This window comes from Frigoriflavimonas asaccharolytica (assembly GCF_013294015.1).
GTDB lineage: Bacteria > Bacteroidota > Bacteroidia > Flavobacteriales > Weeksellaceae > Frigoriflavimonas > Frigoriflavimonas asaccharolytica.
This window is the reverse complement of sequence record NZ_JABSNO010000012.1, coordinates 1-16618: the sequence shown is the minus strand read 5'-3', so window position 1 is coordinate 16618 and position 16618 is coordinate 1. Positions and strand designations below refer to the sequence as shown.

The following is a 16618-nucleotide window of genomic DNA, read 5'->3' as shown; positions in this document are numbered from 1 at the left end:
TTAAAATAAAAAAGAAGAGTAGCCAATATATTTTTGACTACTCTAAATTCTTTGGAAAAATAAATTATTTAACTAATAACTGTTCCAGGCTTGATAGTAGCTCCTTTTTGCACTACTACGATACCATCTTTTATAGAATAATTTTCAAAATCACCATCTGGGAGATGCTTACCGCCTATTATTTTTACATCATTTCCAATGTAACAGTTCTTGTCTATAATCGCTTTATCTATGTAGCAATATTTTCCAATTCCCATATTTGGTTTTCCGGCTTTATCATTATCTACTATGGATTGTGTTTTTTGATAATAATCTGCACCCATTATATAGGAATTTACAATTGTTGTTCCTTTATCTATCCTCGTTCTATTTCCTATAATAGAATTTTCTATTTTATCCGCCATTATAATACATCCTTCTCCAAAAACAGCATTTTTCACATAAGATCCGTTTACTTTTGAAGGAGGAAGCATTCTTGCTCTTGTGAATATGGGCGAACTGCTGAATAAATTAAATTTCGGAAAATCTTGGCAAAGGTCTAGGTTTGCTTCGTAGAAAGATTCTATAGTACCGATGTCTGTCCAATATCCATCAAATTGAAAACTTAATGTCTTATATTTATCGATACCATTTGGTATTAATTCTCCACCAAAATCGTCTCCTGGATCTTCTTCAAACATCTTCTCCAATACAGATTTACTGAATACATAAATCCCCATGGATGCAAGATAATCCTTGCCATTTGCTTTGCTTTTTTCAGAGGTTTCGGATTTCCAATTTTGTAATTCTACTGCATCTGGCTTTTCTATAAATGATGTGATTACATTTGCATCATCAGATTTTAAAATTCCAAATCCTGTAGCATCTTTTGCATTTACGGGTATGGTTGCAATCGTTACATCTCCATTATTTTTTTGATGAAAATCAATCAATTCTCTATAATCCATCTGATATAACTGATCACCAGAAAGAATTAAAACATAATCGTAATCATATTTTTCCAGATGTTTCATGGATTGGCGAACTGCATCTGCTGTACCTTGGTACCATTTATCGTTACCTACATTTTGCTCTGCTGCAAGAATATCTACAAATCCTTTGCTGAAAATATCAAAATGATAGGCATTTTTTATGTGTGAATTTAAGGATGCAGAGTTGTACTGCGTCAATACCATAATTTTATTATATCCTGCATTCAAACAATTGGAAATTGGAATGTCTACCAATCTATATTTACCTGCAATAGGAACTGCTGGTTTTGATCGAGAATATGTGAGTGGAAAAAGTCTGCTTCCTTTACCTCCACCTAAAACTATAGAAATTACGTTGGCTCTCATATATTTTAGTTTATTTAAATGTTTATTTCTTGATTCATTAATTATTGAACAAGGTATTAAATTATTGTTGATATAAATTTACATAATTTTCAGCAGATTTTACCCAAGAAAAATTAAAATTCATGTTACTATTTATTAATTCATCCATCAAACCTGGATGATGGTAAATACTTAGAGCGCGATGGATTGCATTTACAGCATCATCTACAGTTGCATCATTAAACAAAATTCCTGCGCCACCAGTAGAGATATCTTCTACAGTATCCTTCAAACCACCAATATATCTTACAATTGGCACGGTTCCATATCGCATTGCATACATTTGGTTTAATCCACAAGGTTCTACACGAGATGGCATTATCAAAAAATCTGCGCCTGCATATATTTGATGAGAAAGCGGTTCTCTATATCCTAATTCTAATCCTAAATTTGTGTACGTATAATTTAATTCTAACAATCTATTTTCTACATGCGTTTCTCCACTACCGAGAATGATAATATTTAATGCTCCATAAGTTTGTTGGATGCTTTTCCAAACGATATCTGGCAATAGATCTGCTCCTTTTTCACCTGCAAATCTGCCGATAAAACCTACCAAAGGTAAATCTGGGTTCAAATTATATTCTTCACATATTGCCTTTTTATTTTTAAATTTTCCTTCACCCGCTGTTTTTACTGTGTAATGATGCTCCAGGTAAGCGTCTGTTTCCGGATCCCAAACTTCTGTATCTATTCCATTAATTATTCCAAATGCTTTCGCATGTTCAGCTTGTACCAAACTTTCCAAACCTCGTAGATTTTGGTAGAGTTCATCCATATATCCTTGAGAAACAGCATTGAAAGCCGAGCAACATTTCATCATTGCTGCTAATGGGTTGATGTACCCGTCCCAATCTAAAAGTCCCCATTGATAGCTATCAAACCACGGCATATATTTAGCCATATCCCAACGCATTTGTCCTTGATATTCTCCATTATGTATGGTACCAATAGTTTTTACACCTTTCAAAAATTCAAAAGAGGGGCAATTCTGTATCATGAATGGGACTAATCCTGTATGATAATCATGACAATGCAAAACATCTGGACGAATCTGCATCGCACTCAACCAATGCAATACACCATGTTGAAAAGCTAGAAACTGATAACTTTCGTCTTTGTAGCCATAAGGATTTTCACGATCCAATAATCCTGGAATCTTCACCAAATACAAATCAAATCCCAAAGTACTTTTCAATTCTTTGTAAACTATCACTTGCAGCATGTCTTCACCTTGATGTATGAAACCATCAAAAACAGTTTCAAATTCGTTTTCGTAAATGAATTTTTTATTATACCAAGGCATTACAACACTTGCTTTTATACCTTTTATTTTATTTTGATATTTAGGCAATGCTCCTACAACATCTGCTAAACCGCCCACTTTCGCGACAGGATAACATTCCATAGAAAGGTGAAAAATATTCATATTTTACTTTAATTTTTGGTTATAGTTTCTTTTTAGCATTTTGGGCAGTCGAAGAATTTTTTGAAGTTGTTGCTGCATTTTTTTCTACTAATTTTGAAGTAACAGCGATTGTATTTTTGAGTGCGGGAGCTTTCGTAAGTGGTTTTGCGATAGGTTCCGACTTCAAAGTTCTAGGCTTTGTAGGCACTTTTAGCGCTGGTTTTTTAGTAATGGTCGCTTTCCTTACAGGTTTTTGCTTTTCAACTAATGCTGAAGTTATATCCACAACTTCACCAGAAATAGAATCTGTTTTTTTTGTAATTTTTTTTACTGGTTTTACGGCGGCTGGTTTTCGCACTCTAGAAGCGACTTTTTTTGGTAGTGCTTTTCTTTTCATTTTTAAAACCAAACCGCAAAGTGGTGGTAGCTTTAAAGAAATAGAATTTTTTCGATTCATCCATTCCTCATTTTCTTCTAAAAATAAATCTGCCTCTACCCCGCTACCAGCATATTTTTTGTCGTCGGAATTGAGAATAACATTCCAAGTTGTATTTTCATCAACTCCTATTTTATAATCAAAAACTTCTGATGTTAGGTTTAAAACCATCATCAATACATCATCTTCAGAATTCCCTTTTCTTAGGTAGACATAGGTAGATTTCTCTTCATCATTGGCTTCCACCCATTCAAAACCATCTTGCGAAAATTGATTTTCAAATAGTGCAGTTTCTGTTTTGTATAGCTTGTTTAAATCTTTTATTAATAATTGCAAACCATTATGAACAGGATGTTCTAATAAATTCCAATTCAATGAAGCTGCGAAGTTCCATTCATTTGTTTGCCCAAATTCATTACCCATAAAAAGCAATTTCGCGCCAGGATTTGTGAACATATAAACATACAAAGCGCGCAAATTTGCAAACTTTTGCCATTCATCTCCTGGCATTTTATAGATCATACTTGCTTTTCCGTGCACAACTTCATCATGAGAAAGAGGCATCATGTAATTTTCATTAAATTGATACATGGATGCAAAAGTCAATTTGTGATGATGGTATTTTCTATCGTTTATTTCTTGTTTAAAATATTTCAGCGTGTCGTGCATCCATCCCATCATCCACTTCATCCCAAAACCAACTCCACCATCGTGCACGGGTTTTGTCAAATTTGGAAAATCCGAACTTTCTTCAGCAATAGTTATCACATCTGGAAATTCTTTATATACTGCAATATTAAAATCTTTTAAAAATTCTTCTGCTTCCAAGTTCACGTTACCACCAAATATATTTGGTTCCCATTGTCCTTGTTCTCTCGCATAGTCTAGATGCAACATGGAAGTCACAGCATCAACTCGAAGTCCGTCTGCGTGATATCTATCTAGCCAAAATAGTGCGTTCGAAATTAAAAAAGATTTTACTTCCGGCCTTCCATAATTAAAGATATGAGAATTCCATTCTGGATGATAGCCTTTTCTTGGATCTTCATGTTCATATAAAAAAGAACCATCAAAATAATGCAAACCATTGGCATCCCCCGGAAAATGTGAAGGAACCCAATCTAGAAATACGCCAATTTCATTTTGATGCAATTCATCAATCAAAAACATTAAATCTTGGGGCGATCCAAAACGTGAGTTTGCAGCAAAAAATCCTGTTATTTGATATCCCCAACTTGGTTCATAAGGATGTTCCATTACAGGCATAAATTCTACATGCGTGAATCCCATTTCCTTTATATAAGGAATTAATTTCTTTGCAATTTCTTTATAATTTAAAAATACTTCTGGCAGTGCTAGATCTCGCATCCAAGAGCCAAGATGTAATTCATAAACGGAAAGTGGCGCTTTTAACGTATTTTTTTTGAAACGATTTGCCATCCAATTGGTATCTTTCCACTCAAACCAATTGGTAGAAACCATTGATGCTGCTTGTCTATTTTGCTCAAAACTTAAACCAAAAGGATCACTTTTTTCTAAAAGTTCAGCTTTTGTAGTTCTAATGCCATATTTGTACAAAGTTCCCCATACTAAATTGGGTATAAAACCCTCCCAAATTCCACTCTTGTCCCATCTTGGAAAAAGAATATGCGCTTCGGAGTGCCAATTATTAAAATCCCCAATTACAGAAACTTGCACAGCGTTTGGTGCCCAAACTGCAAAATAAATCCCCTCTATACCATCTACTTTCGCAGAATGAGATCCAAATTTTTCATATAAACGGTAATGTTTGCCTTCCCGAAAAAGATAAACATCTTCCTCTGTAAAAAGTGAGAAAGGTTGAATTTTTTGCATTGAATTATGTTTAGAATTGAAACTAATGTACGAATATAATTCGTTTTTCCTTAATAATGAAATTAAATAAAATTAATTTTGAATTAATAGAATGTTATTATAAACAATTCAATCATTTATAAAAACTATCGCCGAAAAATGAATTAAATTTTTTAAATTGTGCTTTCTAACAGACGAATAAATAGTAATGATTTTTAATTTAACAACCATCGATCAAGATGAACGTCCCGTTTATATCACTGGAAATTTTAATAAGTGGAACCCAAAAGACGCAGCATTTCAATTAACAAAAAATAACGACGAGAGTTATAGTATCGAAATTGATGACGACTTATTGCCAGAAAAAATAGAATTTAAATTCACAAAAGCTGGTTGGGAAAATGTGGAACTAGATAGATTTGGAAACATCACCATCAACAGAAAAATAGCAAAAAACAAAAAATCTTGCGATAGTGTAGTGGAATTATGGAGATTGAATTGGGGCCCATTTAAAGATGAATTCAATCCAGTTGTAGAAGTTATTTCGGAAAACTTTTACATTCCACAATTAGATAGGTATCGCAAAATTTGGGCACTTCTACCGTATGATTATTACAGCTCTGAAAAAAGATATCCTGTTTTATATTTACAAGATGCTCAAAATTTATTTAACGAAGGTTCGCCTTTTGGTAATTGGGAAATAGACAAAAAGCTATCTATTCTTGCAGAATATTCTCGTGGAGATGTTATCGTAATTGCCGTAGAACATGGTAGCGAAGACCGCATAAATGAATACATATTTGATAATGACAAGGTTGCAAGCGGATCTGAAGGCAAAAAATATATTCGGTTCATCACAGATACTTTGAAACCTTATGTAGATTCTGTTTATAGAACAAAAAAAGATAGAGAAAATACAGGAATTGGCGGAAGTTCTTTGGGCGCTTTAATCAGTATTTATAGTGGTTTTCTCTACCCAGAAGTCTACAGTAAGTTGATGATTTTTTCGCCCTCACTTTGGATAGAACCCAACAATAATTTTCCGATGATGAGTTTTCGCAAACCTTACAAAATTAAAGCATACATCTATGGCGGCGAAAAAGAAGGCTCAAAAATGGTGAAGAGAATTAAAATGTTTGAAAAACAACTAGTAAAATGGGATGAGCAAAATATTTTCTCTTTTGAGTTCAAAACAAACATCAATCCGGAAGGTACACACAACGAATTTTATTGGTCGCAAGAATTTCCACGAGCTGTAGAATGGCTCTACTACGACAATAGTGAAAATCCGATTGAAACCGCACCTATACAAATTTACGAAGCAAACGATTAAAAATAAAAAAATAATGATAAAAATTTCAAGTACAAACGAGACAAATTTTCAACAAATTTTCAGTTTTTTCACAGAGGAAAGTTGGAATTTAGAACAGAAAAATTACCCTAAAAACATAGCGCAATTTTTTAAAGGAAAAGCAAAAGAAATCTATATAAATGCTGAAGAAAATTCAATTCAATATTTAATTGGTGTTGGAAATTCTGATTTAAAACCATTCGAAATACAAAAAATAGCGAATCAATTTTCTCAAAGTAAAAAGAAAAATTTTTTGGCTGTAGAAACTAAAATCGAAGCAGAATTTATTAATGAAAATCTATTTTCAGCACTAATTGATGGGTTGTTTCTAGGAACTTACCAATATGGGATGAAAAAAGACCATACCTTTTGGCAAGATGGCTTTTCATTAAATATCAATAAATTTTCTACCGAAATTTTAAATAAGATTTCCGCAAATACAAGCGCACTTTGCAACGGACAATTTGCTTGTATGGAATGGCTGAACAAACCTGCCAATCTTAAAAATGCGGATTTGATAAGCAGCTTTCTAAAAGATTTATCAAGCGAAAAAGGCTTTAAATACACCGTTTTCAACAGAGAAGAATGTGTAGAAAAAGGTTTGGGAGCTTATCTAAGTGTAAACCAAGGTAGCGCAAAAGATGCAGCATTTACAATTATAGAATACACACCACAAAACAACACTAAAAATTTAAAAACCATAGGATTGGTTGGTAAATGTGTCCTTTTTGATACCGGTGGGATTTCCATAAAGGGCGGAGACAATATGCACTATATGAAATCTGACATGGGAGGTGCAACTGCCGTTATCGGTACTTTAATAGCTGCAAAAGAGATGGATTTAGCTGTAAATTTAATCGCAATATTGCCAATCACGGATAATGCAGTTTCTCGAGATGCCTATCTTCCAAGCGACGTGATAAAAGCCTACAATGGAAAAACAATCGAAGTTTTGAACACAGATGCAGAAGGAAGAATGACGCTTGCAGACGGACTATCGTATCTTTCTAAAAATTACAAAACAGATGTGATGATAGATTTGGCGACACTTACGGGAAGTTCCGTGAGAATGTTTGGCGATACTTGTGGCGCTTTGATGGGAAATAACGAAGCATTGATACAAGAATTAATTTCTTGCGGAAATGAGACCAACCAAAGATTATGGAATCTACCATTGTGGGATATTTGGAAAGAAGATATTTCCTCAGATGTTGCGGATTTCAAAAATATTTCGTTAAAACCTATCGGAGATTGCATTATTGCTGGTAAGTTTTTAGAGCAATTTATAGAAGGACATACCAACTGGGCACACTTAGATATTGCTGGTGTTGCCTTTGGAAACGTGAATTATGCGAAAGAAAAAGCCGCAACTGGATATGGCGTGCAACTTTTGTTAAATTTTCTTAAAAGAAATTGCTGAAAATTAGTTTTTAAAAGAAAATCATTGTATTATTGATATAGAATTTTCACATTAAAAAAGATTTAAGAATATTGATAATAATTATTTAATAAAAATCATTTTAATTTTTTGATAATTCAACATTTATATAAAATTGATGAATATGGCAGAAAAAACTTTCGTTTGTATCTCTTGTTACTACAAAGGCTACGAATTTATGGATGAAATAAAAAAACTAGGCAATAAAGTTATACTTATTACATCAGAAAATTTAAAAGATAAAAAATGGCCATGGCATGCAATAGACGAGGTTTATTATATGCAAGAATTAGAGCCTTCTGTTTGGAATACAGATCATTTGGTACAAGGTTTTTCCCACTTGATGAAAGATAACAGAATAGATGCAGTAATCGCATTAGACGATTATGACGTAGAAAAAGCAGCTCTTATTAGAGAAACTTTTAGAATACCTGGAATGGGTCAAACTACGCATCGCTACTTCAGAGATAAATTGGCAATGCGGCAAATGGCCTTGGACAATGAAATTGAAGTTCCGCAATTTTCTTCTATTTTTAATAATGCAAAATTAGAAGAATTTACCGCTCAAAATCCTCCACCATGGGTTCTAAAACCAAGATCTGAAGCTTCTGCAAGTGGAATAAGTAAAATAAATTCTGTAGAAGAACTTTGGCCTGCAATAGAAAAATTGGGCGAAGAAAGACACAAATTTTTACTTGAATCTTTCAAACCGGGAGATGTTTATCATGTAGATAGTTTGGTTTTTGAGAAAGAAATCATCTTCACCTCTGCTTCCAGATATCTTTCGCCACCGATGGAAGTTTCGCACGAAGGTGGAGTTTTTCGCACAAAGACCTTAGAAAAAAATTCTGAAGAATATATTGCCTTAGAAAAAGCTAACAAAAAAGTTTTAACAAAATTTGGTTTGGTTTATGGTGCTACGCATACAGAGTTTATCCGTGGAAAAGCAGATGGAAAATGGTACTTTTTAGAGACTTCTTCCAGAGTTGGCGGTGCACATATACCAGATTTGGTAGAAGCTTCTACAGGAATTAATATTTGGAGAGAATGGGCAAAAATTGAAGATTCTTTATTAAAAAAGACCAAATATTCTTTAGCAGACTCTACGGATTTTACGGCGGGATTAATCATTGCATTAGCAAAAGAGCAAAAGCCAGATACGAAACAGTTTGAATGCAAATATGTCTCTCAATTTTTAGATTTAGATTATCACATCGGCATCATTTACAAAGATAAAGATGAAAAGAATATTCAAAAATGTTTGGATGATGCTGCCGTAAAAATTACACAAGATATTTTAAATATTTTGCCACCCAAAATGAAACCAACTGCTTAACAGTAATTAAAAACAAAAAAACTATAAAATATGCCACAAATAGAGCACACAAATTTTTATTCTCACATTCTTGGGATGAGTTTAGATGTAGAAGTTACCGGACATTTTGGTATGCCTATCGTCATGTTTCCCACCACGAAAGGAGATTACACACAAAATTTTGATTTTAAATTAAACGAAAGCGTGCAACAATGGGTAGATGAGGGGAAAATTAAATTATACAACATCCAAACTATTGATAAATATAGTTTGTACGACAAGAATATACATCCTGCAGATCGCATCAGAAACTACGAAAAATGGGTGCAATTTATGATTCAGGAGTTTATTCCTTATCTTCAAAAAGCGCATCAAACACATAGAATCGGTGCTGCAGGAGCAAGTTTTGGTGGATATCACGCATCCAATTTAGCTTTTAGATATCCAGATTTATTTTCACATTTATTTTGTCTTTCTGGCGCATTTACGATCAGAAGTTTTATGGATGGATACGATGATGAATTGGTTTATTTCAATTGTCCGAGAGAATTTGTGAAAAATGATGAAGCTTGGAAATATAAACACATGCATATTGTTTTAAGCACATCAGACCAAGATATTTGTAAAGAGCAAACCAAAGAAATGGCTCAAATTTTAAATTCAAAAGGCATCAACAATTGGTATGACGAAAGACAATGGATCGGGCACGATTGGCCACTTTGGAGAATGGTATTCCCAATGTTTGTGGGGAGATTTTTTTCTTAAAAAAATATTGCTACCAGCATTAACTTTGCTACATGAAGTGGCTCTACGAGACAAAGACGAAGGATTTTTTAAAAAAAACTTTTGCGCGCGCTGCGTTCAAAATTAAAAATCAAAAAGTTGATTAAAGACAAATAATATAAAAATATAAAAATTAAAAATCAAAATTTATGGCACCAAAAAAAGTAGGAATTTTATTCGGAATGGAAGACACATTTCCATGGGCTTTCATAGATAAAGTGAATGAACTAGGAAAAGGAGATGTAGTTGCAGAAGCAGTACAAATAGACAAACTAGAGCAAGCAGGAGATTATGGATATGCAGTAATAATCGATAGAATTTCACAAGACGTTCCATTTTACAGAGCTTATCTAAAAAACGAAGCCTTGATGGGAACATACGTGATGAACAATCCCTTTTGGTGGAGCGCAGACGAAAAATTCTTCAACAATTGTTTGATGAAAACTTTGGGAATTCCTTTGCCAAATACTGTGCTTCTGCCTTCTAAAGCAATGCCAGAAAACACGACAGAAACATCTTTTAGAAATTTGAAATTTCCGCAGGATTGGGATTATATCTTTAATTATGTTGGATTTCCTGCTTACATAAAACCACATGATGGCGGTGGTTGGAAAAGCGTTTACAGAGTAGAAAACGCCGAAGAACTTTGGGAAAAACTAGAAGAAACTGGAGAATTGGTAATGATGATGCAAGAAGAAATTGTATTTGAAGATTACTATAGAGTTTATTGTTTGGGCAAAAAACACGTGCACATTATGCCTTACGAACCAAGAAATCCTCATCATTTAAGATACGTAACAGAATCTAAATATGAAGGAAAACAGCTAAAAGATATTCTTAAAACAATTCATGATTATACCATTAAGATGAATGAAGCTTTAGGGTATGATTTTAATACCGTAGAATTTGCAGTAAAAGATGGAATTCCCTACGCGATAGATTTTTGTAATCCGGCACCAGATGCAGATTTAAAATCTGTGGGCGAAGAAAATTTTGCTTGGGTGGTAGAACATGCTGCAAAATTTGCGATAGAAAAAGCCAAAGAATACAAGCCAGGAAAACCTAATATCTCTTGGGGAAGCTTCGTTAAAAATACAATTAAGTAACATTTATAATTGTTTAGCAATCAATAATATATGTTGATTGCTAAATAATTACTTTAACTTTATAATCATGATTTTTTATGCATAAATTTACAATCGGGATAGAAGAAGAATACCAAATTATTGATAAAGATACGAGAGATTTGGTGTCGCATGTATCCAAAATTATTGAAGGTGGAAAAGCAGTTCTCAGCGAAAATTTGAAGCATGAAATGCACGAATCCATGATTGAAATGGAGACTGGTATTTGTGGGAACATCAAAGAAGCACGAGCAGAATTAACCATGCTTAGAAAGCACCTCATCAAAACTGCACACGATCAAAACCTTCGCGTTTCTGGTGGTGGCACACATCCGTTTTCCAATTGGGAAACAAACTCCATTACGCAAGGAGAACGCTACATAAAAATTGTAGATGATATGGGAGATGTTGCAAGAGGAAATTTAATTTTCGGTTTGCATGTTCATATTGGAATTCCAAGCAGAGAAGAAGGTGTGAAAATACAAAATGTCATGCGCTATTTCTTGCCGCATGTATTTGCGCTCTCTACAAATTCCCCGTTTTGGGTAGGTAGAAATACAGGTTTTAAATCTTATAGACAACAAGTTTTCGTTAAATTTCCGAGAACAGGTATTCCGAGTTACTTTAGTAGTGTTGGCGAATTTGATGATTATGTAAACCTATTGGTGAAAACAGGAACGATAGATAATGCCAAAAAAATATGGTGGGATCTTCGTGTACATCCTTTCTATCCAACCATAGAATTTAGAATTTGCGATATGCCCATGCGTTTGGATGAAACCGTGTGTCTGGCTGCAATCATGCAATGTTTGGTTGCCAAAATTCACAAGCTTCACAAACAAAATTTGAGCTTCCGAAGTTATAGAAGATTATTGTTGCAAGAAAATAAATGGCGTGCTGCAAAAGATGGTATCAATTCTCATCTGATAGATTTTGGTAAAGAAGAAAGCGTGCCCTACAAAGATTTATTAAAAGAACTTCTAGATTTTATAGATGATGTGGTAGACGAATTGGACTGCAGAGATGAGGTCAATTACGCTTGGACCATCATGGAACGCGGAACTGGAGCAGACAGACAATTGCAGGTATTGAAAGAAACAGGCGATCTGAAAGCTGTGGTAGATTATATGATTAGTGAAACCGAATATGGAATGGTACCAGAATCTTAAGTCTAATTTCAATTTTTGTAATTTTGCCATCTTAAAAGATTATTAAATGAAGACGATCAACATTGCACTCTTGGATATGAACAATAACAGGGCAAACCAAGGAATGCGAAACATAAAAGAAATTGCAGAGCATTATAAAAATATTGCGGAAGAGAATATAGAAATTCACGTATTTGATGTAAGATTTAAAAATGAAATACCAGAAGTAAAAGATTTTGATATCTTCATCTCTTCTGGTGGACCAGGCACACCTCACAAACAAGGACATCCGTGGGAAAAACCCTACGCTAAATTTTTGAATGACCTTTATAATCACAACATAGAAAACGAAGACAAAAAATTCGCTTTTCTTATCTGTCATTCCTTTCAGATTGCGAGTATCCATTGGAAATTAGGCAATATTTGCAAAAGAAAATCTTATTCTTTTGGGGTAATGCCGATGCATAAAACAGTGGAAGGAGAGCAAGATTTTGTATTAAAAAATTTACCAGAACCTTTCTATGCAGTAGATTCTAGAGCTTATCAATTTGTAGAACCGAACAAAGCACGTTTTGAAAAATTGGGTATGGAGATCATGGCATTAGAGAAAATGCGACCACACATACACTTAGATAGAGCGGTGATGGCGGTGAAATTTTCTAAAGAAATTTTTGGCACACAATTTCATCCAGAAGCTGATCCAGAAGGGATGATGAAAAATCTGGAGGTAAAAAAGAACAGAGACGCCATGATAGAAGCATACGGAAAAGAAAAATTTTTGCAAACCGTAGATCGCTTGAATGATGATGATAAAATAGTACTCACACAACAGCAAATTTTACCAAGATTTCTGCAGCATGCCACAGAAAATATTATGAAAAATAATGCTGTGCCTGCGTAAAATCTACACTTAGAGCATTATCAAACTTTATTTAAAATGCTAAGCACAAATTGAAGATTCGCCATTTTTGAAGTAAATAAAAATTGAGAAGTGCAGATTACTATTATTGAATTTATAGAATGAATTTTAGGATAAAATAAGTATGAAATATTTATTTTCTCTTTTAAATTTGTTTTAACTTCTTTAGCTTTTGTTCCCTTTATGCTTAAAAATTCTTTCAACCTTTTCTTTATTAAAAACTAATATTATTACCGAATGATACAAAAATACAGACAACAATTCAACGAAGAATTTTCTAAGGAAAAATACCAATTGACGCAAGATAAAATAAGAGACAATGCTGGTATAGAAGCAGGATTTCGACTATCTGAGAGTCCTATTTTTTTATCTAAAGATTTTAAGAATAAACTAGACGATGCTTGCGAAACCATTGTAGCACAAATAAAAAAGATTCCTGAAGAGGTTTTTGCGAAAGCCATTCCAGAAAATTGTAAGGTGCCGAATGATAATGCAAAACCACATTTTCTAGCGATAGATTTTGGAATTTGTAAAAATGAAGCGGGCGAAATTGTACCTCAACTGATAGAATTGCAAGCCTTCCCTACTTTGTATGCCTTTCAAGAGGAATATGAAGGGGTGATTTCTGAGGTGTATCCTTTCTTGCAAGATCTTCGGAATTCTATGCCGAAGCCGCAGTATATTCAATTTTTGAAGGATGTGATTGTTGGGGAAGAGAATCCTGAGAATGTGATCTTGTTAGAAATTTATCCAGAGAAACAGAAAACTGCTGTAGATTTTGCGTTGACGGAAAAGTATTTGGGTATCAAAACGGTATGTTTGACGAAAGTAAAAAAGCAGGGTAAGAAATTGTTTTATGAGAATGAGGGGAAATTAATTCCGATCCATAGAATTTATAATAGGGTGATCTTTGATGAGATTGATAATATACCAGATCTTGTGACCGAATTTGATTTTCGGGAAGATGTGGAGGTAAAATGGATCACGCATCCGAATTGGTTTTTTAAGATTTCTAAATATATATTGCCGCTGCTGGAGCACGATTCTGTACCGAAGAGTTATTTTGTACCCGATTTTCCTGCGACAGAAGATTTGAAGAATTTTGTATTGAAACCTTTGTTTTCTTTTGCAGGAAGTGGGGTAAATCTAGATCCTACGCAGGAAACTATTGATGCTATTGAGGATAAAGAAAATTTTATTCTACAAAGAAAAGTTCATTATGAGCCCTTATTTTTGGATACGAATGGTGAATATTCTAAAGCCGAGATCCGTATGCTTTTCCTTTGGAAGGAGGAAGATGCTACACCAACGCTGATGGACAATCTTGTGCGCATGACGAAAGTGGCAATGGTGAATGTAGATTTTAACAAGAAAGATGCGATATGGATTGGGAGCTCTATCGGTTTTTTTGAGAAGTAATAGCAAATGATAATATTTATTTCATCATTTAAATTTAGATTTCGTAAGTTTAATTGTTAATAATTTAATTATATAATACCAATTTATGGCAATTCTAATACACACCAATTCTTTCGAAGAGCAGACATTTTTGGAAAATTTACTAAAAAAGATGCAGGTTTCTTTTGAAAGAAAAGATATTGAGCAAAAAGTTTCTGTTTCAATAGAGGAGATGGAATCTATAAGAACAGGATTGGAGCAAGCAAATAAAGGAGAATTAAAAGATAGCGAATCTGTGCATCAAAAAGCTAAACTGCTATGTTCACGGTAAAGTGGACACCAGAAGCTGAGGAACAATATTATAAAAACCTGGATTTTTGGATTGAAAACAATAAATCTTCAACTTATTCAGAGAAGATTATTGAAGAAGTTATCTACATGGAATCTTTATTAATTGCAAATCCTCTCATCGGAATTATTGTGGAAAATACAAATAATGAAGTGAGAAGAGTTCTAATTTTGACAAATTTTGCTCTTTATTATCGTTTAAAAAATGAAGTGATAGAGATTTTAACTTTTTGGGGAAATAAAATGAATCCAAAAGATCTGAAATTTTAATATTTAAAAGATGTACTCGGAAAATTCTTTGTTATTAGGTTTCTTGAGAAATAGATTTCTTGGTTTCTTGTGCTTGTTTCTGAAAGCACGGATGCCTCAACTATAAATGCAATTTTAGTGAGTTGTGCACGTAACTTAAAGTCGGGAGACTTTGTACAGCGCGAGGTTGTAATTAGCAAAGTGGAATGAATGAATGATGAATCTAAAAGGTGAAGTTTTATTGAAAGCTTGCGGAATTTTAAACTATATTTGTTTTTAAATAAAGTATCACTTTTGTGATACATATCTCTACAAATTTGGGTGGATATGTATCATTTTATGATACATATATGCAAGTTACCGGCAATCGCAAAAAAAAACCATCATAAAATGAACTTGGAAAAATTAGTCATCTATCTTTTTAGTTTTTGGATGATACTTTCTTGTTCATCTAATAAGACAAATACTAATGAATTAATTGGGAAAAAATTCACGGCAAAAACTGAAAACAGAAGACTTGAAATTAAGATCATTGATACTGAAGATTTGGAGATTACTAATGAATTCTTTTGCACAAATATTGACGAAAAATATAGAAAAATTGTATTCAAAAAAAAATATCATAGAATTCAAAACTCAATAATTTTAACTGACAGTATATTTAATTTCAACTTACCTTATTTTAATAATTCTAACTGCTTATTTCTGTCAGAAAAATATCGAAGCACAAAAGATCGAAAAATATTTGACGGAAGAACGATGAATAGCAACCAAGAAGAACTCTATTCTATTTGGAATATCGATACTTTAAAAATCATCGAAAACAAGTTAATCTATCTGAAAAAATTAAAAAGAGGTTCTAAAGGATATTTGTTTGAATGAGAGCGACAGCCGGTAACAGCGGTTTGCAAAAATGGCGAAATATTTGGTAAATTCACGTTTATCTTTCGCAAGAAATTTTATCTTAGCCGAAAATAATCGGTTACGAAGTTCGCCACTTCTGCAAGCCGCCAAACGTCAGGCTGTGAAAAAACTCAATTTTCACCTAATTATTCAATTTAATCAACCTTTCAAACCTCAATAAATGCGTTTTTAAGCACGCTGTTTTTTAGGCTGCAATTGATAATGTATTTTTTACATAACCGAAAACAAGCTCAAAATAAGTCGTTTCAAGAACAAAACAAGACTTCGCTTTGTAAGGCGACTTCCAGTTTTTGAGTTTCGCAATTAATTCCGGAACGCCCAGAATATTCATCGCTCGTTTGATGTTGTAGACCAGCATGATCAAGCTGTGTTCGCCATTTACTTTCTCCAATCCCGTTAAATTTGTGTGGTTATATCCCCATTGTCGCTTGATTGTACCGAAAATATGCTCATTAATCTCTTGCCGTTTTCGGTACAATTGTGCGTTGGCTTTGTAGCGTTCATTATTTTCGGAAACTGCGTCTGCAAATTCGCTTCTATCAACCTCTCTTCCGCCTTTTCTACTCGT

At 33.5% G+C, this 16618-nt stretch carries 15 protein-coding genes; 11 read left to right on the top strand and 4 right to left on the bottom strand.

Annotated features, from left to right (window positions below; all coding sequences use genetic code 11):
• Positions 1 to 68 precede the first annotated feature (68 nt).
• The 3 genes from HNQ03_RS08985 to glgB all read right to left on the bottom strand — a co-directional run bounded on the left by HNQ03_RS08985 (position 69) and on the right by glgB (position 5074).
• Positions 69 to 1337, bottom strand: a complete 1269-nt coding sequence (locus HNQ03_RS08985; RefSeq protein ID WP_173779344.1) for a glucose-1-phosphate adenylyltransferase — start codon at positions 1335 to 1337, stop codon at positions 69 to 71.
• A 61-nt stretch (positions 1338 to 1398) separates the two neighbouring features.
• Positions 1399 to 2805 (bottom strand): glycogen synthase, encoded by a 1407-nt coding sequence (locus tag HNQ03_RS08980; protein WP_173779343.1) that lies wholly within the window; start codon positions 2803 to 2805, stop codon positions 1399 to 1401.
• Between the two features lie 19 nt (positions 2806 to 2824).
• Positions 2825 to 5074, bottom strand: a complete 2250-nt coding sequence (glgB, locus tag HNQ03_RS08975; protein ID WP_173779342.1) for a 1,4-alpha-glucan branching protein GlgB — start codon at positions 5072 to 5074, stop codon at positions 2825 to 2827.
• 187 nt (positions 5075 to 5261) lie between these two features.
• On the opposite strand from glgB, the gene HNQ03_RS08970 reads away from it, so the two are divergent.
• The 11 genes from HNQ03_RS08970 to HNQ03_RS08920 all read left to right on the top strand — a co-directional run bounded on the left by HNQ03_RS08970 (position 5262) and on the right by HNQ03_RS08920 (position 16008).
• Positions 5262 to 6386, top strand: a complete 1125-nt coding sequence (locus HNQ03_RS08970; RefSeq protein WP_173779341.1) for an alpha/beta hydrolase — start codon at positions 5262 to 5264, stop codon at positions 6384 to 6386.
• Between the two features lie 13 nt (positions 6387 to 6399).
• Positions 6400 to 7824: a leucyl aminopeptidase family protein gene (locus HNQ03_RS08965; protein ID WP_173779340.1), complete on the top strand. Its 1425-nt coding sequence runs from the start codon at positions 6400 to 6402 to the stop codon at positions 7822 to 7824.
• A gap of 142 nt (positions 7825 to 7966) precedes the next feature.
• Positions 7967 to 9178, top strand: a complete 1212-nt coding sequence (locus HNQ03_RS08960; protein ID WP_173779339.1) for an ATP-grasp domain-containing protein — start codon at positions 7967 to 7969, stop codon at positions 9176 to 9178.
• Between the two features lie 30 nt (positions 9179 to 9208).
• Entirely contained in the window at positions 9209 to 9922 is a 714-nt protein-coding gene (locus HNQ03_RS08955) for an alpha/beta hydrolase-fold protein (protein ID WP_173779338.1), read from the top strand.
• 167 nt (positions 9923 to 10089) lie between these two features.
• On the top strand, positions 10090 to 11046 hold the full coding sequence (locus tag HNQ03_RS08950) for an ATP-grasp domain-containing protein (protein WP_173779337.1): 957 nt from the start codon (positions 10090 to 10092) through the stop codon (positions 11044 to 11046).
• Between the two features lie 77 nt (positions 11047 to 11123).
• On the top strand, positions 11124 to 12233 hold the full coding sequence (locus HNQ03_RS08945) for a carboxylate-amine ligase (protein WP_173779336.1): 1110 nt from the start codon (positions 11124 to 11126) through the stop codon (positions 12231 to 12233).
• 46 nt (positions 12234 to 12279) lie between these two features.
• Positions 12280 to 13113 (top strand): type 1 glutamine amidotransferase, encoded by an 834-nt coding sequence (locus tag HNQ03_RS08940; protein WP_173779335.1) that lies wholly within the window; start codon positions 12280 to 12282, stop codon positions 13111 to 13113.
• 255 nt (positions 13114 to 13368) lie between these two features.
• Entirely contained in the window at positions 13369 to 14550 is a 1182-nt protein-coding gene (locus HNQ03_RS08935) for an ATP-grasp domain-containing protein (RefSeq protein WP_173779334.1), read from the top strand.
• Positions 14551 to 14635: 85 nt separating this feature from the next.
• Positions 14636 to 14860: a hypothetical protein gene (locus tag HNQ03_RS08930; protein ID WP_173779333.1), complete on the top strand. Its 225-nt coding sequence runs from the start codon at positions 14636 to 14638 to the stop codon at positions 14858 to 14860.
• The gene (locus HNQ03_RS08925; protein ID WP_173779332.1) at positions 14848 to 15147 is read left to right on the top strand and encodes a type II toxin-antitoxin system RelE/ParE family toxin; all 300 of its coding nucleotides are present in this window, start codon (positions 14848 to 14850) and stop codon (positions 15145 to 15147) included. Before HNQ03_RS08930 ends, HNQ03_RS08925 begins: the two co-directional genes overlap by 13 nt.
• 369 nt (positions 15148 to 15516) lie before the next feature.
• On the top strand, positions 15517 to 16008 hold the full coding sequence (locus HNQ03_RS08920) for a hypothetical protein (protein ID WP_173779331.1): 492 nt from the start codon (positions 15517 to 15519) through the stop codon (positions 16006 to 16008).
• Between the two features lie 226 nt (positions 16009 to 16234).
• Here the strand turns inward: HNQ03_RS08920 and HNQ03_RS08915 are convergent.
• A partial coding sequence (locus HNQ03_RS08915; RefSeq protein ID WP_226927476.1) for a transposase occupies positions 16235 to 16618 on the bottom strand: 384 nt, incomplete at its 5' end.